This is a genomic window from Streptomyces sp. NPDC090741 (assembly GCF_044769045.1).
Classification (GTDB): domain Bacteria; phylum Actinomycetota; class Actinomycetes; order Streptomycetales; family Streptomycetaceae; genus Streptomyces.
Genome location: NZ_JBIVXF010000023.1, coordinates 16061 through 39966, shown reverse-complemented (window position 1 = coordinate 39966; position 23906 = coordinate 16061). Strand labels below are relative to the sequence as shown.

The 23906-nt window shown below is 67.9% G+C and carries 22 protein-coding genes, 2 pseudogenes and 2 CRISPR repeat arrays; of the genes and pseudogenes, 10 read left to right on the top strand and 14 right to left on the bottom strand.

The features are described 5' to 3' along the window. Positions 1-112: 112 nt before the first annotated feature. Positions 113-525, top strand: a pseudogene (locus tag ACIQU4_RS39025) (DUF4259 domain-containing protein); the annotation flags it as partial. Positions 526-894: 369 nt separating this feature from the next. Here ACIQU4_RS39025 and ACIQU4_RS39020 read toward each other — a convergent pair. The 3 genes from ACIQU4_RS39020 to ACIQU4_RS39010 form a co-directional block, all read right to left on the bottom strand. Next, complete coding sequence (locus tag ACIQU4_RS39020) at positions 895-1500, bottom strand: DUF6461 domain-containing protein (RefSeq protein WP_403741596.1); 606 nt, start codon at positions 1498-1500, stop codon at positions 895-897. Positions 1501-1688: 188 nt separating this feature from the next. Further along, complete coding sequence (locus ACIQU4_RS39015) at positions 1689-2183, bottom strand: hypothetical protein (RefSeq protein WP_403741594.1); 495 nt, start codon at positions 2181-2183, stop codon at positions 1689-1691. Between the two features lie 85 nt (positions 2184-2268). Continuing rightward, positions 2269-2958, bottom strand: a complete 690-nt coding sequence (locus ACIQU4_RS39010; protein ID WP_403741591.1) for an SMI1/KNR4 family protein — start codon at positions 2956-2958, stop codon at positions 2269-2271. 1232 nt (positions 2959-4190) lie between these two features. Between ACIQU4_RS39010 and ACIQU4_RS39005 the strand changes: the two genes are divergently transcribed. Next, the gene (locus tag ACIQU4_RS39005) at positions 4191-4895 is read left to right on the top strand and encodes a hypothetical protein (RefSeq protein ID WP_403741589.1); all 705 of its coding nucleotides are present in this window, start codon (positions 4191-4193) and stop codon (positions 4893-4895) included. Positions 4896-4946: 51 nt separating this feature from the next. Continuing rightward, positions 4947-5363: a hypothetical protein gene (locus tag ACIQU4_RS39000; RefSeq protein ID WP_403741586.1), complete on the top strand. Its 417-nt coding sequence runs from the start codon at positions 4947-4949 to the stop codon at positions 5361-5363. A gap of 249 nt (positions 5364-5612) precedes the next feature. Here ACIQU4_RS39000 and ACIQU4_RS38995 read toward each other — a convergent pair whose 3' ends face one another. The 8 genes from ACIQU4_RS38995 to ACIQU4_RS38960 form a co-directional block, all read right to left on the bottom strand. Further along, a complete protein-coding gene (locus ACIQU4_RS38995; protein ID WP_403741583.1) occupies positions 5613-6218 on the bottom strand; it encodes a hypothetical protein in 606 nt (201 codons plus the stop codon). After that, on the bottom strand, positions 6215-7477 hold the full coding sequence (locus ACIQU4_RS38990) for a hypothetical protein (RefSeq protein ID WP_403741580.1): 1263 nt from the start codon (positions 7475-7477) through the stop codon (positions 6215-6217). Before ACIQU4_RS38990 ends, ACIQU4_RS38995 begins: the two co-directional genes overlap by 4 nt. 3 nt (positions 7478-7480) lie before the next feature. Continuing rightward, positions 7481-8221 (bottom strand): ATP-binding cassette domain-containing protein, encoded by a 741-nt coding sequence (locus ACIQU4_RS38985; protein ID WP_403741577.1) that lies wholly within the window; start codon positions 8219-8221, stop codon positions 7481-7483. Positions 8222-8342: 121 nt separating this feature from the next. After that, a complete protein-coding gene (locus ACIQU4_RS38980; RefSeq protein ID WP_403741575.1) occupies positions 8343-8750 on the bottom strand; it encodes a hypothetical protein in 408 nt (135 codons plus the stop codon). A 202-nt stretch (positions 8751-8952) separates the two neighbouring features. Next, complete coding sequence (locus ACIQU4_RS38975; protein WP_403741572.1) at positions 8953-9348, bottom strand: hypothetical protein; 396 nt, start codon at positions 9346-9348, stop codon at positions 8953-8955. A 98-nt stretch (positions 9349-9446) separates the two neighbouring features. Further along, the gene (locus ACIQU4_RS38970) at positions 9447-9848 is read right to left on the bottom strand and encodes a hypothetical protein (protein WP_403741569.1); all 402 of its coding nucleotides are present in this window, start codon (positions 9846-9848) and stop codon (positions 9447-9449) included. Positions 9849-11205: 1357 nt separating this feature from the next. Next, entirely contained in the window at positions 11206-11379 is a 174-nt protein-coding gene (locus ACIQU4_RS38965; protein WP_403741566.1) for a hypothetical protein, read from the bottom strand. Then, a complete protein-coding gene (locus tag ACIQU4_RS38960) occupies positions 11379-11504 on the bottom strand; it encodes a hypothetical protein (RefSeq protein WP_403741563.1) in 126 nt (41 codons plus the stop codon). The genes ACIQU4_RS38965 and ACIQU4_RS38960 overlap by 1 nt, the downstream gene beginning before the upstream one ends. A 259-nt stretch (positions 11505-11763) precedes the next feature. On the opposite strand from ACIQU4_RS38960, the gene ACIQU4_RS38955 reads away from it, so the two are divergent. The 3 genes from ACIQU4_RS38955 to ACIQU4_RS38945 all read left to right on the top strand — a co-directional run bounded on the left by ACIQU4_RS38955 (position 11764) and on the right by ACIQU4_RS38945 (position 16027). Then, the gene (locus ACIQU4_RS38955) at positions 11764-12972 is read left to right on the top strand and encodes a helix-turn-helix domain-containing protein (RefSeq protein ID WP_403741560.1); all 1209 of its coding nucleotides are present in this window, start codon (positions 11764-11766) and stop codon (positions 12970-12972) included. Then, the gene (locus ACIQU4_RS38950; RefSeq protein WP_403741558.1) at positions 12938-13384 is read left to right on the top strand and encodes a GNAT family N-acetyltransferase; all 447 of its coding nucleotides are present in this window, start codon (positions 12938-12940) and stop codon (positions 13382-13384) included. Before ACIQU4_RS38955 ends, ACIQU4_RS38950 begins: the two co-directional genes overlap by 35 nt. 460 nt (positions 13385-13844) lie before the next feature. After that, positions 13845-14176: direct repeats of the CRISPR family, unit length 29 nt; unit sequence CTGCTCCCCGCGCACGCGGGGATGACCCC. 348 nt (positions 14177-14524) lie between these two features. Continuing rightward, positions 14525-16027, top strand: coding sequence for a S1 RNA-binding domain-containing protein (locus tag ACIQU4_RS38945; RefSeq protein WP_403741554.1), 1503 nt, complete (start codon positions 14525-14527; stop codon positions 16025-16027). Positions 16028-16055: 28 nt separating this feature from the next. On the opposite strand, the gene ACIQU4_RS38940 is transcribed toward ACIQU4_RS38945, so the two are convergent. The 3 genes from ACIQU4_RS38940 to ACIQU4_RS38930 form a co-directional block, all read right to left on the bottom strand. Continuing rightward, complete coding sequence (locus ACIQU4_RS38940; RefSeq protein ID WP_403741551.1) at positions 16056-17027, bottom strand: hypothetical protein; 972 nt, start codon at positions 17025-17027, stop codon at positions 16056-16058. Positions 17028-17400: 373 nt separating this feature from the next. Continuing rightward, a CRISPR array of direct repeats spans positions 17401-17673; the repeat unit is 29 nt; unit sequence CTGCTCCCCGCGCACGCGGGGATGACCCC. A gap of 7 nt (positions 17674-17680) precedes the next feature. Further along, a complete protein-coding gene (locus tag ACIQU4_RS38935; RefSeq protein WP_403741549.1) occupies positions 17681-18289 on the bottom strand; it encodes a hypothetical protein in 609 nt (202 codons plus the stop codon). A 496-nt stretch (positions 18290-18785) separates the two neighbouring features. After that, entirely contained in the window at positions 18786-19055 is a 270-nt protein-coding gene (locus tag ACIQU4_RS38930) for a hypothetical protein (RefSeq protein ID WP_403741546.1), read from the bottom strand. A gap of 825 nt (positions 19056-19880) precedes the next feature. Here ACIQU4_RS38930 and ACIQU4_RS38925 point away from each other — a divergent pair. The 4 genes and pseudogenes from ACIQU4_RS38925 (at position 19881) to ACIQU4_RS38910 (ending at position 23804) form a co-directional block, all read left to right on the top strand. Further along, the gene (locus tag ACIQU4_RS38925; protein ID WP_403741543.1) at positions 19881-20990 is read left to right on the top strand and encodes a DUF6192 family protein; all 1110 of its coding nucleotides are present in this window, start codon (positions 19881-19883) and stop codon (positions 20988-20990) included. A gap of 4 nt (positions 20991-20994) precedes the next feature. After that, positions 20995-21423 (top strand): RacP protein, encoded by a 429-nt coding sequence (locus ACIQU4_RS38920; RefSeq protein ID WP_403741540.1) that lies wholly within the window; start codon positions 20995-20997, stop codon positions 21421-21423. A gap of 55 nt (positions 21424-21478) precedes the next feature. Further along, a pseudogene (locus tag ACIQU4_RS38915) lies at positions 21479-22335 on the top strand (IS5 family transposase). A gap of 299 nt (positions 22336-22634) precedes the next feature. Beyond that, the gene (locus tag ACIQU4_RS38910; RefSeq protein ID WP_403741537.1) at positions 22635-23804 is read left to right on the top strand and encodes a DNA gyrase subunit B; all 1170 of its coding nucleotides are present in this window, start codon (positions 22635-22637) and stop codon (positions 23802-23804) included. Positions 23805-23906: the final 102 nt, after the last annotated feature.

The window sequence follows — 23906 nt, the reverse complement described above, 5'->3', positions numbered from 1 at the left end:
CAGAAGGCGCAGCCCTGGTTCTCACTTCAGGAGCACAGCACGCCCCCGAGGTCCTCGTGCACGAAAAGGCTGACGGAGGCAGCATCGGATCCTGGTGCTCGAGGAGAGACCTATGGGCACCTGGGACGCCCGGCCCCTTCGACAACGACACCGCAGCCGCCTTTTGCGGCGACCTTGATGAGGCAGCCGCAGGCGAACGCGAGGGCATCGTTCGCAGCACTCTCGTGCGTGTGATCGACATCGCGGGATACCTCGAAGCACCCGAATCCGAGGAGGCCGTAGCTGCGGCCGCCCTCGTCGCCGCGCAATGCCTCTGGGGGTGAGCCTGCCGATCCGATTTATGGTCCGGAGGAGCTCCTGCCTGATCTCACTGGCCTGCGCGATCTCGGCCTTCAGGCCCTCGATCACGTCATGACCGAGCCGTCCGAGCTGATCGATCTGTGGGCGGAACCGGATGGCGGCCCCTGGCGCGCGAACATCCGCCGCCTGCAGAACATGCTCCCGCCGCAGCCTCCGGGAGAACAGCGCAGCCCGAGATCACCTCTGTGCAGCAGATCCCCGACGGCTACAGCCCGGCCCCGCTCGGCCACCGACACGACGTCCTAGCGGCCGTCACTCAGGCCGTCACTCAGCCCGTCCCTCACGTCGATCTCTCGGGCCACACCAGGGGAGAAGTCCTTGGCTCCGCCTGGTTACGACACGCGGGGTCCTTCCGGGCCAGTCGCCGGGTTTCGCCGTGTTCCAAGAGCTTGCGGATCTGGGGGAGAGCCGCCTCCGGCGGGACATCCAAGGACCGGAAGTGGACCTTCACATGGTTGTCACTGATGTTCGTCACCGCGCGATCATCCATGCCGCCTTCACGGGCCCCGGGCGTGGGGGTGCGGACGAAAGACCTCACCGGATCTGTACGGTGGCGCAGCTGAACGTCGTGTCCTGGAGCATCGCCGGAGTGATGGCAACGCCGGTCAGGTGCTCTGCCAGAGCGAACGCTGCCGGTGAGGAGAGATCCGTTTCCGGAGCCTCCTCCTTGAGATGGAAGCCGATCCGCTCCATGACGTCGACGAGTACGTCGGGCGCGGTGCCCCAGCGGTCCTCCGGGAACATGGGGTCGAAGCACAGCCGCAGAACCTGGTCGTCGGCCCAGAGGAATGTGCCGACGCCGTTGATGTTGACGAAGTGGGAGACCCAGCTTGCCCCAGCGGAGGCTGGAAGGGCTCGATCGTCGGTGACCCCGAAGTAGCCGTTGGGCTCGATCAGAAGCGTCCAGGCACCGACAGTCGTCATGGCGACCAGCTGGCGGTCGCCATCCTCCCAGTCGTACTGGGCGAAGGCGGCCTCGACGACTGCGGCTATGCCCTGCAAGGGCGGCTCCGGCCGTCCTTCGAGCCGGGAGATCAGCTCAGCAGGCGATAGGCCCCGCACCAGGGTGAAGCAGTACGCCTCTGCGATGTCTGGAAAGTCGTTCTCGCACCACGCGTAGTCCGCCCCGGTCTTCGTCATGCCGCCCATCCTTGCCCCTGCGTCTGACAGCGGAGGACCCGGCCGCCGTTGGGATGGGAAACGATCTCCGCCGACCCGGGAAGCGGTCTTCGTACGCCTCTGGAGCGCCCGGTCACGGGTACTTGTGATCAGGCCTGCGCCGGTCAACAACGTGCATGACAACACCAGGGATAGGGCAGTCGAGGCCGCTACTTGGAGGCCCTTGGCATCCCGATGATGCATCGGAGTCGTGCCCACGCAGACGTCGTCGGGGCGACATCGCAGAACCCCGCAGGCGGGCTTTCGCGGGGGTCCCCCCGGAATGCGACGACGTCATCGCCGATCCCGACCACTTCCAGGAGAGTGTCCAGGGCCTTGTCGGCTTCCTTGTGAGGCTGGGTGAACCAGACATACGAAACGCCGGCCGGATTGCCATCGTGCCTGCTCATCGCGAAGCTGAAGCCCTCCAGGCGGAACATGACGACGTCCAGGCCATCCAGCCCGTCCCACGACCGTTCCACATGCAGACGCAGCCTCTGGGCCACGGGGTGCACCGGCAGAGTCACTACTCCAATCATCTGGAACAGCGAGACGCAGTGCTCCCACACGCTGTACTGGAAGGCGGGGTTCTTCCCTGTGTAATAGGGCGGTTGTGTCGCCGGCTGCCAGTCGGGCTCAGGGCCCGGCACCTCGGTGTCGGTCACAGCAAGCTCCCTCCATGGCCTCCAGCCAGCCTGTGATCGACCTACCTTCCAGTCGGTCAGCCGCCGTGCACACCAGTGCCCAGCGTCAAGCGTCCGTGGGTGGCTGGCGTGCGGTGAGCTCCGCCTTTTGCAGCCAGTCGATGTACCAGTGAGTGAAGGTGATCGGTTTCCCGGCCTGGTCGAGGAGCGGGGCAAGGTCGGCGTCGTCCGCCCGGCAATCGGACCAGATGGTGCCGCGGTAGGTGCCGCTGATGATCAGCCACTGCCTCTGTGCGCAGCCGAGGTGGGAGATCACGATGGCGCCGGCGGTGCGCTCGGGGGCGAACATCAGGGCTTCCCAGCGTTCGTCCCACGCCTCGATGGAGTCGTCGAAGTCCTCGATCTCGTCGAAGTCCTCTTCTTCAGGACGAACGGAGAGGAGTGCGTCGAGGTCCTCGGGATCCGGGCCGTGGTCAGGAAAAGGCTGGGCCAGCATGGCGAGATCGGCCAGGTCGGAACCGTCTCCCTCCCACCGCCAGCGGCCTTGCACGCGGCGAACAGGGAAGAGGCCGTACGCAGGACCTGCGCCGCCGGCGCCCACGCAGGTGAGGAAGCTGCGGTAATCATCCGGCAATCGCACGCCCACTTGCGCTTCGAGTTCGGCAAGCCTGTCATCCGTCAGGGGGTCTTCCAGGACCCATCTGTGCCCGAGCGAGCCGAACACGGTGCCGCTCGATGACTGGGCAGCCAACGCGACCACTCGCTGACGGACCCCGCTCCACTGCTGATCAACCATGTGCAGACCGTACGCGGAGCCAGTCACAGCGAAGCCAGCTAGCGGTCACGCGCGAGCTGCGGGCCATCTAAGACTCCGCCACGGGGTCAACGAAGACGTTCAGTCACCAGCAGCTGAGCTGTGCAGTGATGCTTGGCAGCAGGTGTTCAGAAGAGAAAAAGCTGTGTGTGGCCCGCAGGAGGGCTTTCAGGAGAAGGAACGTCCCATCACACCGGCAGGCTGGAGATCGGCGGCCAGAGATGCCGTTCTGCGGGTCGATTTTCAGCCCGTGTGCCAGAAATTTCGGGTTGAGCCGCTGTTACACGCTCTCAGCCATCACGCCTGGCGGACTTCGCAGATGTGTCCGCGGTCTTCGTGACCCGTCTCTCGCCCAGGGTCGGTAGCTCCTCAGCCCTGGCGGGCTTGCGGTGCCCCGCCGGGGTGGTGACGCGACGTTGGCGCCTGAGGGCCGGAGGTGGGGTGAAGACCTGAAGCGTGGTTGAGGTCGGTGGGTGGTGAGGGTGACCACTGGCCGTGAGGGTTCGTCGCACCCGCCGTTGGGGCTGACTTTCGAGGGTGCAGGTAGCAGAGCCTGGGGGAGTAGCGGTGGCGAGTCGTACCGGTGGAGTACTAGAACCACGGAGCACAAAAAGTACAGCTCCGGTGAAGTGAGGGTGAGTGGGCTCAGGCATCAGTGGGGGAGGAGCAGGGCAATCATGCCCTGTCGGGCCGTCAGGAGGAGGCATGTGTGCTGTCGTGGCACTGGACAACGACAGGACAGGTGCTGGCTAATGCCGGTGGGTACGTTGCTCTTTTAGTAAGAGGGCGGGGCCGTCACAGGGCCTCTGACCTGCGGTTTTGTCCGAGGGCATGTGTCCCCCAGGACACATTTGGACCTCTGAAATGTATACCTGGCGAGCACATTTCGCCGGAAACTCAAGCACGGCTTTACTTTCGCGGGGCCCCAACTGGCCCCGGATCGCCGCAGGTCAGAGCGTTGTCCACAGGCGAGCGCGGAGCCGTTGAGCACGCGCGGACCCTCTGAAATGTGCTGCCATCGCGACAACCGAAGTCAAGCAGCCGTGTACTTTTGGCGCTTGACCGCAAAATAACTTCACGTACTGTGTACTTTCGGCGCCCCATTCGAACAGGCCTCGGATCTGACGCATCTTCCGGCGCGTCGACAGCCCAAAAGACAAGCACACGTTGATTTTTTGGATAGTCTCGGACCGCCTGAGTAACAAGGAGGTCCTGTGACATCTGATCCGCCCGCACGTCGCCGACAGCGCGGGCCCCGGCCTGTACCCGTCCCCACCGCCGCGGGGAACGAAGCCGAGTACGGAGACATCCTGGCCGTCCTCGGCCAGCAGCTCGGGGAGAAGGTGGCCGACGCCGCCGACCCCAGCGGCCGACGCCGGCTCAAGGGCGTCCACTTCGAGTACGCCGCCGACCCGCGCTCCGTCCACGACATGGCCGGGGGCGCCGGCTACAGCCTGGCCAGCAACTGGTTCACGCAGCTGCTGGCGCAGCTCGCCGTCGCGAACAGCATCACCAAGTCCCAGCTCTGCGTCTTCCTCTTCGTGGCCGGGGGACAGGTGCCGGGGACCGGCATCACCCAGTACACGCAGCAGGAGATCACGGACGGGCTCAACAAGATTGCCGCGCAGAAGGGCGGCAAGATGATCACGCGTTCCACCGTCAACCGTGCCGTCCAGGCGCTGTGCGACTACAACTGGGTGGAGAAGGCCGGAAACGGCCGGATCCAGATCAACGTGCGGCTGTGGTTCCACGGCAACAGCACGGCCCAGCACGAAGTGCTCGCCGAGATCGCGGACCGGCACGACCACGACACCGAGGTGTTCCCGTACGCCGTGGGGCCGGAAGGCGCCCATCAGGAGGAGCTGGACCTCGACTTCGGGGCCGAGGCCGAGATTCGCGGAAGGAGACGTACCGGGTGATAGTGCTGCCAGGCCCCTGCACGGGCGACCGTTCTCGAGGAAGGCTGTCCCATGGCTAACGTCATGTCTCCGATCGTCGCGGAGCGCATCTGGGCCCTGCCGCTGTCAGGGTCCGCCGTCAAGTTCCTCCAGTACCTCGTTGCGCGCAGCGACTTCGGGGGAGCGCTGCCGGTACGCCAGAAGGACATGGCGGCCGAGTACGGGGTCACCCCCCAGGCCGTCAGCGGCCTGATGGCGCCTCTGTGCGACCTGAACATCGTGCTCAGGCCGCGCAGCGAGGAGCGCACCGGCAACTCCTACCGGCTCCACCCGCTCGCGGCGAAGTATGAGAGCCCCGAGGCCATGGAGGCGGCGTTCCGCGCGGCCTTGGTCCGTATCCAGGGCGGGGAGCTTCCCAACCTGAAGCTGCCGACGTACCACCAGGCCCCGCCGGCCCCGACGGGCCGCCCGAAGCTCCAGGTCGCCTGATCTGGGCGCGGGAGCCGTACATGACAGAAGGCCCTCCACCTAGGTGGAGGGCCTTCCGCGCCTGAGTAACTTGGTGCCCCCACTATATCCGCTCAGCCCCGGCCACGGACAGCTGGATTGCGCCACGCAACCCGACCGTGTCCCGCGCCGGGCGCTGCACGCAGCCCCCAGGCCGGCGGACGCCTGCATCCGCCACTCCCGGTGTGTCGATCACACCGCCCCGCATCGCCTGAGCCACGCCCATGGCGGTCAGGTCCGTCGCGGCCCGCGGCCATGGCCCCGGGGCGGCCGGATGAAGCTGAGGGCGCATCCGGCGGACAGAACAACCAGGCCGGCGACGAGCGCCGGCAGAGAATGTGGGCGGTGCAGGATGAGTGCCCATGGCTCTGGTCCACCGCCTGGGCGCCATCCCGCGGCCGCGCAGACCAGGGGGAAGACTGCGGTGAGGGGTGCTGCCACGCGCTGGCCGACGAGGGGGTTGAGGAGGAGGGCGAGGCCCAGGTAGACGGCGGTGTTGCGCCCGACGGCCACGGCGATGTCGGAGACGCCCAGGAGGTGCGCGGCGCCGGCTATGGCAAGGGCGACCGTGGCGAGGGCGGCGGCGAGCGTGGTGTCCCAGCGGTGCACGGGCCGTACGGCGGTGGCTTCAGCGGCCGTGGTGGCGCGCCCTGTGCCGTTCAGCCACATGACGGCGGGCAGGACCGTGAGGAGGTCCGCAAGGAGGAACGCGCCGGCCTGGCCCGCGAGTACGGGTATGGGGAGTTCGACCTTCCCGAAGACCAGGCTGGCGACGGCCGCCAGCAGGGTACTGGCGGCCAGAACCGAAACGGCGCGTGAGCGGAGCCACCACGTCACTGTGCCGCTCCGGTCGGGTCGAGGCGCGGAGGCTGGTCGCATGCCGTCAGGGCCTGGCGGTTTCGTTCGTACCAGGCGAGCTGTGTCTCGCGGGGCTGCTGCAGCACCTTCTGGGCCAAGGCCGCTTCATCGGGCGTGAAGCGCCCCGGCTGGGGCGGGGACTGGCTGGCAATGGACATGAGCCAGGCCATCAGGGGTGCGCGCGCGGGGTAGCCGGCGAACTTGCCCGTGGCGCGCGCACAGGCGGGGACCGGGGGAAGGACCGCGTTCGCCAGGTTGGCCGCCAGATCTTCGGGGCGGGGGTTCGCGTTGATGCCGAAGGCGGTTTCGCCCGGCTTGGGGCTGCGGTTCTGCGTGAGCCTGGCGGGGACGGGCAGGCCTGCTTCCTTCATGCGGCCCGCGTAGGTGCGCGTCTGCCGGATGACCGTGGTGTCGTCGGCGCTCTCCGGCCAGAGGCAGATCCGCGGCTCCCCTTGCGCGTTGCAGACCAGTTCGGAGGTGTCGCGGGCGACGACGGGGTTGTAGCCGAGCGGCCTGGCCAGAGGGATGACCACGGCAGCGGAAGCGGCGACCAGCACGAGCGCGAGCACGGCGGTGGGCAGGGAGGCGCGGTGAATCAGGGCCAGGGCCGCGGCACAGAGCGCTGCGGCGAAGATGACGGCGACCCAGACGGCCTTCGGGCTGATCACGCTCCCGACCGAGCAGCAGCTCCCGAAACCTCCGGCGACGAGCTGGCGGGGCCATGAACTTTCCCAGGAGGCGGGAAACGCCATGAGGAAGAAGCCCGCGACGAGGCCGAGGGGAGCGGCGGCCAGCGCGGGCAGGGCGGAGCCCAGGAGGTAACCGCCCAAGACGTTTGCCGCCAGCAGCAGCGCGAACGCGATGATCATCCCGAGGTGCGAGAGAGGAGGGACCGCATCGACGGCCGTCGAGGAGATGACCAGAGCCACCCCCATGCCGGCGAGACCCATCAGCCAGACGGGCAGGAGCAGGGACAGGGCGATGCCCAGCCGGCCCCGTACGGGGGCCTGGTCGAAGACCCGGCCGCGCTTGAGACGGGCCGCTTCCCAGGCTGCGCTGCCCGCGCATGCCGCTGCGGCGAACGGCAGCGCCATGGCGGCCTTCCCGAGAGCGTCGGGGCCATAGCCGCGGGTGACGAAGCTGGTGAGCGAGTCGTTGAGCAGGAGGGCAACGAATCCGGCGAGCAGGAAGAACATGACCGTCGCGGAGGACGACCGTATGAGCGTGCGGGTCAGCATGATTCAGATCTCCTGCCCGACGAGTCGCGCGTAGGCGGCTTCCGCGCGTTCACGGTTCCCGCCGGCCGCAGGGGCGAGGCCGTGGAAGTCTGCGGGGCTTCCCTGGAAGCGGACAGCACCTTCGTCCAGGACGATCACCTGGTCGTACAGGTCGGCGAGGTCCTCGGTCTGGTGGGTCGAGACCAGAACCTGCACCGTCGCGGACAGCTCTTCCACGAGTTGGCGGAACACCTGGCGCTGCTGCGGGTCGAGTCCTGCGGTGGGTTCGTCCATGAGGATCAGCTCGCTGTGGTGGGTCAGGGCTCCGGCGATGCCGATGCGCCGCAGCTGACCGCCGCTGACCTGGTGACTCTTGCGATCCGCGAGCTTGCCCAGAGACACCCGTTCGATCGCGGCGGCGGAGGCGTCCCAGGCTGCGCCTCTGCGCATGCCCTTGAGCCAGCCCGCGTAAGCGACCTGCTCGCGCACGGTGAGTCCGGGGATCGGTGTGATGTGCTGGGGTATCCATGCGACGCGTTTGCGGTAGGCGGCCAGCGTGCGCCGGCCCGGGCGTAACCCGCTGAAGCTGAGGCTTCCGGCCTTCGGCGCCAGCTGGGAGGCGGCGAGCGCCATCAGGGTGGACTTGCCTGCCCCGTTCGGGCCGAGAAGCACCGTCGCGCGGGCATCGACCGTCAGCGTGAAACCGCTGAACACCGGCGCCTGCCTTCCGTACCGGAAGGCGATGTCATCGAATACCAAAGCCATGTTGCAGCGCGCAATCCGCCGCCCTGAACGAACAGCGGCGGCATGTCGTGGGATTATGGAGGGCTCGGGTGTCCCGGCGTTGCGACCGCCGGGACACCCGAGCTCGCAGAGCGGGGTGGTGCTACCAGCCGATTTTTACGTAGTCCACCCACAGGTAGCCACCGTTGAGCAGGCTGTCCAGGCGGAAGTAGTAGGTACCGGCGTCGTCGGGGTCATTCCAGTCGACCCAGCCGCAGTAGTTGACCCGGTAGCCCTTGTTGATGTCGGGGCGGAAGTCCTGGTTTTTCCAGAGCTGCAGGCCGGTCCGGTTGTAGCCCAGGCTCGAATCGGTGCTGCAGCCCTGGAAGTAGACGCCGGTCCAGGCGCTGTCGTTGTTGTTGTCCGTCCAACGGCCGGACTCCTTGCCGGGTGCCCACTGGGTGATGTAGGTCTCGCGCGAGCCTTCTGCCTGGGCGGGGGTTGCCCCGACCAGGCCGACGAGTGCCACTCCTGCCATCAGGGCGGCGATCTTCTGGCGATTGGTCTCCATGCTTGTCCCTTCGACCAGGCACTCCGCGGCGGAGTGCTGGATGTGGATCGAGCGGTGGATGAGGCGGCAGGCATGAAGCCCGGCCTGAATGGGACACAGTCCGCCTGAGCAGGCGAGAACTGGCCTGGCGGCACCGAGATGGGCAAAAGCCCTGCGGGTTCGGAAATCTGGAAGCCGTTGCCGCCGGAGGGGGATGGCGGTCCTACCAGCCGATCCTCACCTTGTTCACCCACAGCGCCTCGCCGTCGGCCAGGCTCTTGAGGGCGAAGTAGTACTGGCCTGCGTCGTCGGGGTCATTCCAGTCGACCCAGCCGCAGTAGTTGGTACGGGAGCCCTTGTTCACGTCAGGGCTCCAGGAAAGATCCTTGTACAGGTGCAGGCCCGCGCTTGAGAAGTTAGCGTCGGTGGAGCAGCCTTCGAAGTAGACGCCCGTCCAGGCACCGTCTGAGTTGCTGTCGTACCAACGGTTCGACTCCTTGTTCAGGGTCCAGCCGTTGATGTACGAGTCCCGCTCCGCCTCGGCGTGTGCGGGGATGGTGCCCGCCGCAGTGAGCAGGAGTGCACCGGCCACCAGGCCGGCCAGCCGCTTGGGTAACACCCCGTCGTTCTCCAATCTGGTCGAAGGGGAGCCGCGCAGGGCCTTCGGAGCATCTCCGGGGCCCGTGGTACGGCCACGAGGTTCGCTGTTTCGCAGCGCTAGAAGCCGACCGTCACTTTGTTGACCCACAGGCGGCTTCCGCTGTTGAGGCTCTCCAGCACGAAGTAGTACTGGCCTGCGTCGTCGGGGTCGTTCCAGTCGACCCAGCCGCAGTAGTTGGTACGCGACCCCTTGCTCGGGTCCGGCTGCCAGTCAACGGCCTTGCGGAGCATCAGGCCGGCATGGTTGAAACCGGCATCGGTGGAGCAGCCCTCGAAGTAGACGCCCGTCCAGGCGCCATCGGAGTTCCTGTCCGTCCAATGACGCGATTCGTTGCTCACGTACCAGTTCGAGATGTACGTGTCGAAGGTGCCTTCGGCGTGCGCCGGTGACATGCCGGCCGTGCACAGCAGCGTTACTCCGGCCATTACACCGGCCACGCGCTGACGACTGATCTTCACTGAGCCCTCCCCGGATCGGGTGCGTCGGGGGCAGTGCTCAGCTGCGTGCATCCGTCCCCCGAAGTCATGCACAAATCGAACGCTAGTGCCGGAGGATCTTCTTCCACCTGCTGCGTCATAGACATGGCTTGAAACGTCAGCCCGGCCGGTCAACCCCCGGCGATCGAAAGGCAAAGGCCAGGCAAGGTGCAAAGGTGCAGGTGCCTCTCTTCATGTTGGCCGGAGGTGGTCCTCCGTGCGCACCGCCGACACGCCCCGCCCTGTGGATGCAGGATCCGTGGTGCGGCGGGCGAGCTCTACGGTGCCGTCGACCGCCGTCGGCGAGCAGCTTCACTACCGTTGTGCGGTCGCCTCGGATCGCTACGACGGGGGCCTTGCCCATCGCGGAGCTCAGCAGTCGGAAGGAGGCATGCTCCGGATTTCGTCAAGGCCTGGTCAGCCAGCACATCGGCGACCCCGAGAGCCGCGCCCTCGTACCTCAGGGCGATGGCTGCAGGACCGCAGACCTCCATGGGCGCTTCGTCATCTCCGGACTCGTCTGCGGCTCTCACCGTCGTCCGGTACCAGTGGACGGTCATGGAGCCGCTCGAGCCTGGGAGTGTCTCGGCCTACAAGGGCATCAGACGGTAGGTGACCGGCCGCAGCCGAGGTTCGTCATATCGCCGGGCCAGACATTCGGCCGCCTGCAACGGCACCGCGAGGGCCACACCGTCACCCTGGAGCCCCGCCAACGGTGTGCCCCGCCCGAGAATTGGAAGGCCTTGCGGAGGGCGACGGCTGTCTAAGAATCCTGACTCGGATCACGGCTCGATGCAGCACTGCTTACCACAGCTCTAATCACCCGGATTGCCCGATACAGTGAAAGTGCTCGAAGCAGAACGTTGCTCGCATAGAGTCCCTGGTCGGAAAGCCTGCTCCCCGCACCCGCGGGGATGACCCCATCGTCACCGCGGGCTCCGAGGACGTAGCCCTCTGCTCCCCGCGCACGCGGGGATGGACCCGCCGTCATGGGCGACGACCCGATCCCCGGCCACTGCTCCCCGCGCACGCGGGGATGGACCTGTCGGGGCGCCTACCGGGTTCTCGGCGCTGTCCTGCTCCCCGCGGACGCGGGGATGGACCCCCGATCACGTGGCCACCAAGGCCGCGGTACGCCTGCTCCCCGCGCACGCAGGGATGACCGCTCCTGGCTCGTCATGGAGCCGAGATTCCAATGGCGCGAAGGACCCACCCCGGGCGCCCGGGGGCATGTGGCAGGCGCCGGGGAGGGAGTCTCAATGGCAGCCGATACCGGCGGCGCGGATCGCGCCGGCCGCCGCGAGGACGCCCAAGTACACGATCTGACGGGTCCGGGCGCTCACTGGCGGGCCCGCAGTTCGGGGTGGTGTCTCGTGATCAGGACGTTCAGCTCGGTGACCCGCGACCGGTCCCGCTTCACCTGAGCGTCGAAGCGGGCGGTGACGTGCTCGGCGCACTCGGCACACGAGTCCGGAGGGACCGGCCACCGCGGGAATGAAACGTCGACCGTCATCACACGGCCTCGATGTTGGCCAAGGCCGTGGAGATCTCCCGGCCGGACGGGCCCCGCACGTATGCCACGTAGACCCACCGCTCGTACGCCGGGCTGCTGGAGACATCCTCATGCTGGACGGCCATAAGCTCGCCTTCCGTCCCGGACGCGATGTCACGTACCCGCTTATGGAGCAGAGCATGGGAGACTGCTTCAAATTGCCGGGGCACCGCATCATGCATCACGGGGGCTCACTCCCTACCATCGTCGGACTGGCAACTCCTTGATGCCCACAAGAAGTTGCTTACGGGAGTAGCCTTTCGCCTACGGACCGTCAGGCCTAGGTGCCACGTGTCCGCTTCCGTCCGCACCTCTGCGGACACCGCGGACAGCGGAGGTCAGCCAGTGAATGAATCCTTCGGCGATGCCTTACGGCGCCTGCGCGGTAGCCGGTCGGTGCGTGACGTGGCTCGCCTTGCGGCCTGTGGAAAGACGTATGTCAGCGACCTGGAGACCGGCAAGCGGCAGCCGACGCAAGCGATCGCCGCCGCCCTCGACCAGGCTCTCGGGGCCCGGGGTGAGCTGATCGCCCTTGCAGACGTCCGTCCAGGCTCGTCGCCGCTGGATCAGGCGGACGCTCTGCAACAGGGGCTGCATCAGACGCTGGCAGCCGGGCCTCTCACAGATGCATCGCTGGATGAGTGGGATTACACGGTGGGCCGACACGGTCGGGCGACCCGGTACCGGCCGGAGGCCGAGCTCCTGCCAGAGCTGCTGGCCGACTTCACGGACTTGCGCCTGGTGTTGACTCACCGGCAGCCGGCGCCCGCGCGGAAGCGGCTGACGATCGCCGTGGCGCAGATGTCGGGGCTGACGGCGCTCACCCTGCTCAAGCTGGGCGACAGCCGGGCGCGGGCCTGGTGGCGTACTGGCAGGGCGGCGGCTGCGGCGGCCGAGGATCGGGCGGCCCTGTCGTGGATGTACGCGCAAGAGGCCTATCAGCTGTACTACAGCGGTGACATGGAGGGCGCCGTCGAGCTGGCGGGGCGGGCCCAGCATCTCGCTGGAGGTCTGCCGTGCGTGGGGCCGGCGCTGGCGGCCCCGCTCGAAGCACGGGCGCTCGCGGTCCTGCAGCAGCGCGACGCGGCGGTGGAGGCCCTCGCGCGCGCCGAGGTGGCGTTGGAGCAGCTGCCGGAGGCGGAGCGTGTCGGGTCCGCATTCGGGTGCAGCGAGAGTCAGCTGCGCTTCCACTCGGGGAACGCGTGGACGCACATCGGCGACATCAACCGTGCGGCCGAGCAGCAGGAACGCGCTCTCGACCTGTATCCGCTTCGGGATCACACCGACCGCGCTCTGATTGCCCTAGACCAGGCGATAGGGGTTGCGATCCGCGGGGACGCGGCGGGGGCGGCGGCCCGTCCGACGACGACGATCGTGGACCTGCCCGAGGAACACCGATCCGCACTGATCATCTATCGGGCGCGGGAAGTCGCGGCTAGGGTGCCCGAGGCACGGACCGTGCCGGAGGTACGGGCGCTGCGCGAAGTGTTGGCGCTGCCCCCTGGCGAGAGGGACAGCAGTGCGGATCGACCAGGCCACTCAGCAGGACGTTGACGTCATCTCTGTGATCCTCGGTGAGATCGAGGCCTACTACGGCGGCGAGGAGAAACCAGCGGACGCTGCCCAGATCCACGCTGCGCTGTTTGGTGCGCGGCCTTCGGCGACCGTGCTCCTGGCCCGCGAGGATGACCAGGTGCTGGGCCTCGCCTCGTACAGCTTCCTGTGGCCCGCGGCCGGCGCGGACACGTCGCTGTACCTGAAGGAGCTGTACGTGCGAGAGGCCGCTCGGCGTCAGGGCGTCGCCGGGAGCCTGATGGACGCCGTTCGAGCGGCCGCCACCAGGGTTGGGTGCAGCCGTGTGGAGTGGACGGCGGATGCAGACAACCCGGCCGCGCTCGCCCTCTACCAGGCTCTCGGTGTCGAGCCGCGCGGCGGCAAGTTCTTCTACCGGGTGGAAGGTTCTTAGGGGACGCACAAAAGCGCCCCCTCACGCGGCCCGGAGGCCTGAGAGGGGCGTCGTGCTACGCGATGCGCCTCAGCTTCAGCCAGGACCCGGTTTTGACCGTGGTGGCCGTGCCCGAGGACACCGACTGTGCCTACCGGAACCGGAACGTCCCGCCCGTCGACGACACCCGCAGGCCGCCCGCCGGGCAGCTGAGCCGGTCGCGACGATGCCGACACCATAGCCTGGCCGGGCTCTTCCCGCCCGACCCGCTGGCTACCACGGCGGCGCGCTGGTCTGCGCTCGCAGACACGGCACCCACACCTTGTAGACCTGAGCTGCAGTTGGCTGACGTAAGAGGTGCACTGGACGATGTCTGCCTGCCGTCCGCGGCGGCAGGCAGTATCGATATGAGTTGAATGCCGGTTTCGGTGAAAGTGCTCGAGAACGGCACGTCGACGGCATAGAGTCCCAGGTCAAGAAGCTGCTCCCCGCGCACGCGGGGATGACCCCATGACCGTGAACGCGCTGGACGTGGCCTGACTCTGCTCCCCGCGCACGCGGGGATGACCCCACCAAGCTCGCCTCCCGGCTCGCCCGCGAGGACTGCTCCCCGCGCACGCGGGGATGACCCCCGGGACAACGGGGCCGAGTACGTCCAGGAGTTCTGCTCCCCGCGCACGCGGGGATGACCCCGACCCCTGCGACTTTCTGAAGGGGCAGCCTGCCTGCTCCGCGCACGCGGGGATGACTCCGCGCCGATCCAGTCCGTGGACATCCGCGCGCTCTGCTCCCTGCGCACGCGGGTAGGGCCCCCGCCGCGGGCGCTGACCACGGTCCGGAGCCATCTGCTCCCCGCGTAATGACGGGATGAACGCACGATGTGTGCGGGGTTCTTCTGTCCTCTGCGCGGTGGTTCAGCCGACAGCCCGAAGGCCTGGCCGGCGCCCGAAGCTGGGCGGCCGGGTGCTCGCCGCGATCAGCGATGTCGTGCTGGCAGCGACCGAGCGGGCCTCCACGCACCGCAGCAAGATGAGGGTGATGAGCGTGGCGCCCTGGCCGTGCACGGGGACAGGGCCTTCGAAAGCAGGTGGCGGGCCGCCTTCCGCGAGCGACATGATGCGGACATGAACCATCCCTATGCGCCGGTCGACAGGCAGTGACGTGCTGCCCCACGTTTATCGCATCACTAAGTACGATCCCGCCGACCGCGATCAGCACGGTCACTACACAGGTGCCGAAGAGGCACACAGCGACCAGGGGCCGGTCGAAGCCGCCTATCTGAAGGCGGTCGCCGCCTTCGCGGAGGAGAGCGGAATCGACTGCCTTGCCGTACGCGAACCGCAGGTCGCGGCGGGCTTCGCCGACTTCGGCGTGGAACCCGCCGTCGAGGGCCACGGCCTGGGCGGGCTCTTTCTGCCCGGCCATGCGGGCTACCACGACGGCGCGCAGGTCTCGCTGAGCGTCGCCCTGGAACTGGTCCGGGCGATGCTGCGGGACAGCGGCGCCTGGTGCCGTCTGGAGGCGGAGGGCAGGTTCACGATCCACGTCGGGTGGGACCAGTACGTCTACGTCGGCAGTAGTGATCCCTGCCCGGTGGCGGTGGCCCGTACCCGCGGTCTCGGGCTGTTCCCCGAGCGTCTGGAAGCCTCTCCCTACGAGGCTGACGTCGACGAGCCGGGGGCACAGCGGTCCGCCGATGACGTCTTCTGGGCCCGTGTGCGCTGGTGCCTCGCGACGCGTCAGGCGGCGCTTCTCGAGGAGAACCACGTAGGCAACGCCGCCCGCTGGCACCGACTCGACGCCGACTCCCTGGACGCGGTTCGCGCCCGGCTGGCCCCTCGCTCCTGTTTGGCCGTCTGGCCCGACCTTTCCCCCGATGTAGGCGCCGTTCTCGCCGATCTGCCGGAGGAAGGCCTGATCGAGTTCGTCTGGGAGGACGAGGACGGCCGGATCGCGAGCATCGTCGCCGACGAGAGCCAGTTCGCGGAACTGGCGGCGCATGTCCGCGGCGCCCGTGCCGCATCGTTCCTGTCCCTCTACATCGACGAACGGCAACCGCTCATGACGGCTGTCCTGCCCGACGAGGACGGCGTCCTGCGAGCGCGCTGGAGGACCGAGCCGACTGTCGATGACCGCGACTGGGCGTTCCTCACCACCCTGCGCCGAGGACAGGTCTGCACCGGCACCGTCGTCGCCATGCCCGATTTCGGCGTCACCTTCGTCGACATCGGCGGCTTCACCGCGATGATCAATCTGCCCCAGGTGTCCTGGCGCCACATCGACCACCCCTCCGACGTACTGACGGTGGGCCAAGAGGTCACCGCCGAGATCCTCGACGTGGACCTCGTCCGGCAGCGGGTGCCGCTGTCGCTCAAGGCGCTGGAGGAAGACCCGTTGCCGGCGCTTGCGCAGCAGGTCGGCCGGATCGTCAGGGGACCGGTCACCCGGCTCACACCGTCCGGTGCCTTCGTCCGCATCGAGGACCGGGACCACGGCTTGGAAGGGCTGCTGCACCACACCGAGCCGGCCGAGACGTCGGTGGACGGGCCCGAGGAGGGGATTCAGGTCGGCGACATCTTGACCGTCAAGATCATCGACGTCGACCCGGGGAACCGCCGCATCGGGCTGTCGCGCGTTCAGTCCCGGTCGGCAGACGTTCAGTAGCGGGCCCCCGCCACATGGAAGGAGCGTGCTACTGGATGTTCAGGCGGAGCGGGTGCGAGGCGTCCACGGGACACGTGAAGATGCGCAGTTCACCGAACCGGCCGACGTTGAGGTCCGGGTCGCGGCCACTGTCGACCGTGAGGAACAGCCGGGCCCGCGCACCGCAGGCACAGTCGATCGGGACCAGGTCCGTGAGGTGCCAGCTCGGCCAGCCTCCGGCCTTCCATCCCTCCAGGCAGGCCAGTGTGCGGTGGTACTCGATACCGTGCTGCTCGGCCCAGGCCTCTGCTTCGCCATAGAGTTCCCCGGGCAGTTCGTCCTGGGCCGGGAGGTCCGTCACCTCGACCGGATAGAGCAGGCAGGGCCGGGGCAGGTACGAGGCCACGGCGTCGACCGGCACCGGAACATCCCGTACGGCGGCAAGCGAAGCGGTCGAACGGTAGTGCACCTCGACTGCGGGTCCCCAGTAGTACGCCTGCCCGGGCAGTTCGGAATGCTCCTGGGGGCACCACAGAACCTGCAGCACGTCCGTGCCCTTCGGCCAATCGGCCACGGGTACATCCTGCTTGAGGAGCTGCAGGACGCCGATCAGCGGTACGCCGGGGACGCTGGACACCGGCACCCGCCGGATCCGCTCCCACGTGACCTTGTCGAGCACGCCGGCACCGTCCATGATCCGGGAACGGATTTCGGCTTCCTCCCGAATGACCTCGTACGCATCACGGGCCTTCCCAGCCCGCCGGGCTCGCCAGTCCCGGTCGATCCGCTGCAAGGTCTCCCGATCAGCATCGGAGAGCCTTTCCCGCACCTCGACCATGTGCGGCCCCTGACACCGTGGCCACTCCTCGTCGCCAGGCCACAGCATCGGACCAGCGACATGGCTGGCGTCCGGTGACGGCTCACCAGCCTTGGGGCGCAGCAGCATGGCCTTGCGGGTGTACGGGGCAAGGGCGGGTATGCCGTCGAGCAGCGCCTCGACGGTTGGACTCACGGCTGTCATATGGACGACGGTAGTAGCTGCCGCCGTCGGCCCCGTCCGAAGCCGCATACGACAAGCCGGCCCCACCGCTCCCTGCCCGCCGAGCAGTTCTGCGGACAGCACGACGGTCAGCATGGGCCGGAACCCCTGAGGATCCCCGAGACGGTAATTACGGCGAGTCGGCAAGACGGGTGGTTCCCCCAACGGCGCGAGCACCCTTTTCGGCAACCCCCTGCGGCACGGGAATCCCTGACCGGGCCGATTCCGCCTGAGGCCGGCCCGAAGGTTCTAGCCTGCCCGCGTCGACAGTACTCGCGATATAGGTTGAATGCCGGTTTCGGTGAAAGTGCTCGAGAACGGCTTGCCGACGGCATAGAGTCCCAGGTCAAGAAGCCTGCTCCCCGCGCACGCGGGGATGACCCCTAGCGGCCGTACAGGCCTACTCCGTCAAGGGTCTGCTCCCCGCGCACGCGGGGATGACCCCGCGACGTCCGGCACCATCGGGTTGCCAACACGCTGCTCCCCGCGCACGCGGGGATGACCCCAACTGGGACCCCCGCGATGGGGAATCCGACCTCTGCTCCCCGCGCACGCGGGGATGACCCCTCGTCGGCACCTGCGTCCACGAATACAGATGCCTGCTCTCCGCGCACGCGGGGATGACCCGCAGTGATTTACATGGCCCCCGATTTGTACCGCCAGACGGCATGCTCTAGTCCGCCCTGTTCGTGCCCAAGAATGGCAGCAGCTTCCTCGTACACGGCGCGCAGCTGCTCGTATCGGAGGCCCGTGACACCGGCATCCGCAGCAAAGGCGCACAGATGTGCGTCCACGGCGACCTGCGAACGACCGACAAGGTTGCCGATGTAGTCGACGCTCTTCGGCCCGACCCCCTTCACCGTGCGCAGTGCAGCACGATTGACCTGCCGGTCGAGCCATGCCTGGAGGTCGTCACGCGTATCAACCCCCTTGGCGACCAGCAGATCAGTGATGGCGCGGGCCGTCGCGACTTTGCGGGAGCTGTGGAAGTTCAGGACGGCTGCGAGATCTCCTGTGGCGAGGCGGGCTTCAAAGCCGCGAACCGTTGCGGCGTCGGGCCAGGCCGTTTGCAGCCGCAGAAGCCGCGGCCGGAGGGTCGCCTCATACTTGCAGCGGGCGTGGAAGCTGGCGTCGCAGATGACAGCACCCATGTGCGTCCAGCCGCCGGGCCGGAGGAACGGACCGTCGCCAAGGAGGTGCTGAACATGGCCGGCGAGCCGCTGGGCGGGGCTGAGTGCGGTCATGGGCCAATGATGGTGCTCCGGCCTGTCTCTCTGGCTTGAGAGCGCAAAACTCATTGAAAGTTCGGGCGGGAGAGGGGGAGAGACTGGGGTCCAGTTCGGGACGACAGCGTCAGGTGCTCGGCGTCATCCTGCAGCCCGGTACCCCCTACCCGCGGCTCATTTCGGGCAGGGCGCAGTGGTCGGTCCTCGGATCGATATACGGCATGCCGGGTCGTACGACCTTGGCATTGGAGGCATCCGACAGCCAGGCCGCCCGCCTGCGTAAAGGCTCAGGCGGCGGACGGCCTCCAGGTGTCGACGAGGAGCGGTACAAGAAGCGCAATGCCGTCGAGCGCGCCATCAACCGGCTCAGCACTCTCGGGCCGTGGCAACGCGGTACGAGAAGCGCCGCCATGTGTGTTCCTGGGTACGGTGACCGCAGCGTCACTGATCGTTTGGCTGCGGGCGTGAGCCCTCGGCAGAGCCGTTCCGGCTGCTGGTCGGCATGACGGCTGAGTCAGGCCTTCTCCAGCTCCGACAGACGCGGCTCGGGCAAGGGGCCGGTGCCGTTGTAGACGGCGATGGGATCATCCGGCGCCGACCACGAGCCGAAAGTCACCAACCGGTACACGAACTCGCCGCCCTCAAGAAGCGGGACGGATACGGTCTCCGGTGCAGGCGGGCCGGGTACACACCTGCCGACATCGTCTGTGTACGGCCCGCCACCGAAGAGCGCGTGCATCCAGCCCTGCGGTGGCGTCCCAGTCAGATCGAAGACGTCCTCCATGCCCTCCCCCTCGCCGCGGCGATCGTAGTCGACGAGAGAAGGAGGAATTCGCTCGCATGATCGGCCGGACAAGTCCTAACCAGCGGCAGCAGTGACGGCGTCACCAGTGTTCTGCTCGCCTACCTGGCACAGGAAGACTCATGGAAGGCGGGGCCGGCTGCGGAAGTGGGCTCACGGCTGGTGCAGGCGGCCGACGATGTGCTGCTCCGTCCGCTGGGCAGCGCGGTGGGGGAGTCGCGGGTGAAGGTCAGTACTGCGGCGGCACGCTCGCAGTCGTCGACCGCGGCCCCTACTAAGTACCTGATCCATATCCTCATTTTTGGCGGGCGTGGGGTTCTAGGCTGGGGAGGTGTCCGAGGGATCCGATCGGCTCGGAGAGCCTGCTTGTAGGGGTTGCGGCGACCGGCTGGGGCCGGCCTCGCGGTCGGACGCCGTGTTCTGCTCGACGACGTGTCGTGCCAGGTCGTGGCGGCGGGAGCGCCGGTTGCGGCGGCGGGTGCAGTCGGAGTTGAGCGGGTCGGGCAGGGCGGTGTGTCCCGTGTGCGGACTGCCTGGGTGGCTGGGGTGGATCGGCGGTCAGACGCCGTGTTCTGCTCGCGGCGGTGCCTGATGAGGGATTGGCGCTCGAAGCGAATCGTTCGATGAACGGTCACAGTGACCGCTGGGCGAACGCATCTGAATCGGGTTTTCGGCCAGATTCTGTCTCTTCTGGTCGATCGTTGCGATCTTTCCCGGGCGGGTCCGAGCCTCGGTTGTGAGAGCGGGCCGTGTTCTGTCACGGTCGAGGGGCTGTGCCCCGGCCCGCCGTGGGTGGTGATCGTTGCCATGACCCAGGAAATCGAGAAGATCGGGGCGGTCGGGTTCGACCGATACACCGAGATCGTTACCGAGCTGCGGAAGCTCGTGGAGACCATCGGCCAGGCCCAGTTCGCCGTCGGGGACTACGCGTTGGAGATCGAGCCAATGCGCGCGTTCAGGCAGCCGGAGCCGAGCGAGGAGATGTTCACGGTCCGGGACTCACTGCTCCGGCTCGCCGAGGACATCGGCCTGTCCTACTCGGTCGTGAAGAACGCCCGCTGGGCGGCGTCGAAGTGGCCCAAGGACCGGCGCCGGCCGGAGGTGTCGTTCACAATCCACCGGATTTTGGGCAGTATCGAGGACGAGGGGGAGAGGTTCGCCGCGGTCCTGACCGCGCCTGAGGGCAAGGCTCGGTGGTCGGTCGACGACGCGAGGCGCAAGGTCGGCTGGCGGGTCGAGAATCCGGTCACGCCGGAGGAGAAGGTGACCGCGATCCACGACCTGGCCCGGGACGAGGCGGTCGCGGCGACGGTGACCTCGGACTTCCTGCGCAGGCCATCTGTGGTCTCCCAGGTCACAGAGCAGGACAGGATCAGGGCAGCGGAGGAACTGATCCGTGACGACCAGGTCGCCGCAGCCGTCGTCCCGGACGTTCTGCGGCGCCCGTCAGTGGTCTCCCAGGTCACCCCGGAGCAGAGGACCCGGGTCGTCGAGGAGCTGACCCGTGATGATCAGGTCGCCGCGAGGGTGACCACCGGTCTGCTGCGTCGTCCGGACGTCGCCTTCCGCGTGATGTCTGATGATCGGGCCCGCCACGAGGTCAACCATGCCCAGGTCGAACGCGGCCGTCAGGCCCGTGAGGACTTCGAGCGGACCAGCCCCGTCGCGCCAGCGGTGAAGCGGCTCGACCGGACGGTGGAGTTCCTGGAGCTGGTCACCGCATGCCATGCCTTCGTCGCGGCCTGCGGCCGGGCCGTCCCGGGGCTGCGCGACCGACAGCTGTCCGACGACGAGAAGGTGATCATCCACGAGAACGTCGCCCGCTTGCGGGCCACGCTCGACTGGGTCGAGACGGCCGTGGAAACCGGGAAGGTCGACGTCGACGGCGAGCTCGCCCGCCTGCTGCAGGGCGAGTAGTGGGATGCCGCGCGCTTCAACGCGCCGGTCGCCCGCTGCGCAGAGGCACGCTGACACCGTCCGGTTCGTGCTCTTCGAAGCACGGCCCGCGGGTCTGGCCTTCAAGCAGCTGGTCAGGTCGAGTGAGCTCTCGCCGCATCAGGCCCGCGCGGGCCTGGCCTGTCTGCGGGACACCATCACCGAACAGGGCTGGCCGCCGCTGATCTGGACGAGGCCCGACGGCTATAAGTTCTGCTCCGACCCGTCCGAGCTTCAGGCCTACGAGGTCGCGGTCATCCGCGAGAAGCTCACCGAGATCCGCCGGTTCATCACCGGCGTCGTCGCCCCGCACACCGTCCTGCAGCCCAAGGGGCGCTGGGTCCGGCACTTGAATACCCAGCTCAACTCTGTCGAGTCCACGCTCGACGTGATCGCTGACTACATCGACGCATAACCATGCTGGGGGCCGGCCGCATCGCGGTCGGCCCCCAGCATCACGAAGGGAGCAGATGTTGGCCCGGCGCCGCTGCTACCCCTCGGACACCTACGACGACGAGTGGGCATTGATCGAACCCCTCCGCCCATCCCCGCCTGCGAGACCCCGCAAGGGGGACGCCCGGAGAAGCACCCCCGGCGCGAGTTCGTGGACGCGATTCGGTACGTCGTCGACACCGGCTGCAAATGGCGGGCCCTGCCCAAGGACTACCCGCCATGGCGGACCTGTTACAACGCCATGGCCCGCTGGGCCGCGGCCGGGGTGATCGGCCAGATCCGCGACCAGCTCCGCAAACGCGTCCGCCGGAACATGGGGCGTTCACCCGGAGCGGTCGCCACGATCATCGACTCGCAGTCCGTCAAGGCCGCCGAGACCGTCGGCAAGGACTCGCGGGGCTACGACGCCGCCAAAAGGATCAACGGCAGGAAGCGGCACCTCGTCGTGGACACGAAAGGCCTGCCGCTGTTCGTCATGGTCACCCCAGCCGACATGACCGACCGCGACGCGGCCAAGGAGGTCCTGTTCCGGCTGCGGCTCATGCACCCCGAGATCACGATCGTCTGGGCCGACTCCGCCTACGCCGGACAACTCGTGAGCTGGGCGAAGAAGTACCTGAACCTGACGGTGAAGACCGTCAGCCGACCGAAGAACGCCGTCGGGTTCGTCGTCTTGCCCCGCCGCTGGGTGGTCGAAAGGTCACTCGCCTGGGTCATGCACGCCCGCAGACACGCCCGAGACTACGAACGCCTGGTCCAACACTCCGAATCACTGATCACCTGGGCTGCGATCACCCTCATGACCAGGCGCATCACCCGCCGCACGTCCCGCCGGACCGGCCAGCCCGCCTCACGCGAGGCTCACCGGGATTGACCACGGTCACCACCGCGCACGCCAACCGTGCGTTCCGACTCGCGCACCCTCGCACGGAGCTTCACGGCTCGTCAGCCTCTCAAATCGGGGGCCTCGGGGTCGCCGGAAATTGGGTCTGGCGCGGTCTCCGCAGGCCCCCGACTGCCCTCCGACAGTGGTGCGCGATCCCTGGGGCCGACCTTCTCCAAGTAGGTGCCCACCCGCCCGTTCACGCCTTCGGCGAATAGGCTCTGACCTGGTGTTTTCCAGAGATCCGCCTAGGCTGGGGGCTCGGCTGGAGACACAATTGGGGGGACTTGATGAGTGACAACGACAACCCGTACGACGCCAGCCTCATCCAGGTGCTGGAGGGATTGGAAGCTGTTCGGAAGCGGCCTGGAATGTACGTCGGCTCGACCAGCCAGCGTGGCCTGCACCAGATCGTGTTCGATGTCGCCGAACGGGCGGTGAACGAAGTCCTGGCCGGCCGTGCCAGTGCCATCGAGGTCACCCTCACGTCCGACGGCGGCGTACGTGTCGCCGACGACGGGCCCGGTGTCCCCGTTGAGGCCGCCGGGGACACCGGCGGTCCCGGCCTCGAAGCTCTACTGACCCGCATGCACCCCGGGGTGGCGGAGCCGGGCGGCCGCCACGCTGTGGCCATGAGCCTCTTCGGCATCGGGCCCTGTGTCACCAACGCCTTGTCGAGCCGCCTGACAGCCGAGGTGCGGCGCGATGGAGTCCGCTGGGTCCAGGAGTACGCGCGGGGCGTCGCGCTCGCCCCGCCCACCAGCGCCGGACCGACGACCAGAAGCGGGACCACCATCGCCTTCTGGCCCGACACCGACATCTTCGAGACGACGGAGTGCTCGTTCGCGGTGCTGGCAGAACGCTTCAGGGAACTGGCCTTCCTCAACCGGAGCCTGGACATCTCGCTGACCGACGAACGCCCCCCGGGCCGGTCCCGATCGGTGCGGTACCGGTTCCCGGGCGGGGCTCGGGACTTCGTCGCCTTCCTCGACGCGCAGGTAGGAGCGTCCGTTCACCCGGACATCATCGGCTTCGAGCGCGAAGACCCGAGGATTGCCGGGACAGTCGAGGTGGCCCTGCGGTGGCGTGGCTCCCCCGAGGAGCGGGTCCAGGGCTACGCCAACAGCGAGCCCACACCCCACGGCGGCACGCACATGGCAGGATTCCGCGACGGGGCGGCCGCCGCGGTCAACGCGCACGTGCGGGAGCGGCGGCTCCTGGCGGAGGCAGCCTCCGATCTCAGCATCGACCAGATCGGCGACGGGCTGACGGCGGTCGTGTCAGTGAAGCTGGACCGGCCCGAGTTCTCGGGCTCCACGCGCGGCGTACTAGACGGCGCCGCTGTGCGCACCAGCATCGCCGAGGCCGTACGGGAACACCTCCGCACATGGCTGGAGAGGCACCCAGAGCAGGCCGCGGCCATCGTCGGCCGGATCATCCAGGGCGCCCGCCAGGACTAGGCAGCCGCAAACCACCCCTGCCGGTTCCCGGGAAGGAAGTCAGCAAGGGGGCGGGGTGGAGTGCGTCCAACGGCCAGCTACTCGCGTCACCCGTCCCTGTCG

What these genes read in the sequence shown, in the direction of transcription:
- ACIQU4_RS39020 (WP_403741596.1), bottom strand. Translation starts at nt 1,500, where the DNA reads ATGACGAAGACCGGGGCGGACTACGCGTGGTGCGAGAACGACTTTCCA.
- ACIQU4_RS39010 (WP_403741591.1), bottom strand. Translation starts at nt 2,958, where the DNA reads ATGGTTGATCAGCAGTGGAGCGGGGTCCGTCAGCGAGTGGTCGCGTTG.
- ACIQU4_RS39000 (WP_403741586.1), top strand. Translation starts at nt 4,947, where the DNA reads ATGGCTAACGTCATGTCTCCGATCGTCGCGGAGCGCATCTGGGCCCTG.
- ACIQU4_RS38990 (WP_403741580.1), bottom strand. Translation starts at nt 7,477, where the DNA reads ATGCTGACCCGCACGCTCATACGGTCGTCCTCCGCGACGGTCATGTTC.
- ACIQU4_RS38985 (WP_403741577.1), bottom strand. Translation starts at nt 8,221, where the DNA reads ATGGCTTTGGTATTCGATGACATCGCCTTCCGGTACGGAAGGCAGGCG.
- ACIQU4_RS38980 (WP_403741575.1), bottom strand. Translation starts at nt 8,750, where the DNA reads ATGGAGACCAATCGCCAGAAGATCGCCGCCCTGATGGCAGGAGTGGCA.
- ACIQU4_RS38965 (WP_403741566.1), bottom strand. Translation starts at nt 11,379, where the DNA reads ATGACGGTCGACGTTTCATTCCCGCGGTGGCCGGTCCCTCCGGACTCG.
- ACIQU4_RS38960 (WP_403741563.1), bottom strand. Translation starts at nt 11,504, where the DNA reads ATGGCCGTCCAGCATGAGGATGTCTCCAGCAGCCCGGCGTACGAGCGG.
- ACIQU4_RS38940 (WP_403741551.1), bottom strand. Translation starts at nt 17,027, where the DNA reads ATGACAGCCGTGAGTCCAACCGTCGAGGCGCTGCTCGACGGCATACCC.
- ACIQU4_RS38935 (WP_403741549.1), bottom strand. Translation starts at nt 18,289, where the DNA reads ATGACCGCACTCAGCCCCGCCCAGCGGCTCGCCGGCCATGTTCAGCAC.
- ACIQU4_RS38930 (WP_403741546.1), bottom strand. Translation starts at nt 19,055, where the DNA reads ATGGAGGACGTCTTCGATCTGACTGGGACGCCACCGCAGGGCTGGATG.
- ACIQU4_RS38925 (WP_403741543.1), top strand. Translation starts at nt 19,881, where the DNA reads ATGACCCAGGAAATCGAGAAGATCGGGGCGGTCGGGTTCGACCGATAC.
- ACIQU4_RS38920 (WP_403741540.1), top strand. Translation starts at nt 20,995, where the DNA reads ATGCCGCGCGCTTCAACGCGCCGGTCGCCCGCTGCGCAGAGGCACGCT.
- ACIQU4_RS38910 (WP_403741537.1), top strand. Translation starts at nt 22,635, where the DNA reads ATGAGTGACAACGACAACCCGTACGACGCCAGCCTCATCCAGGTGCTG.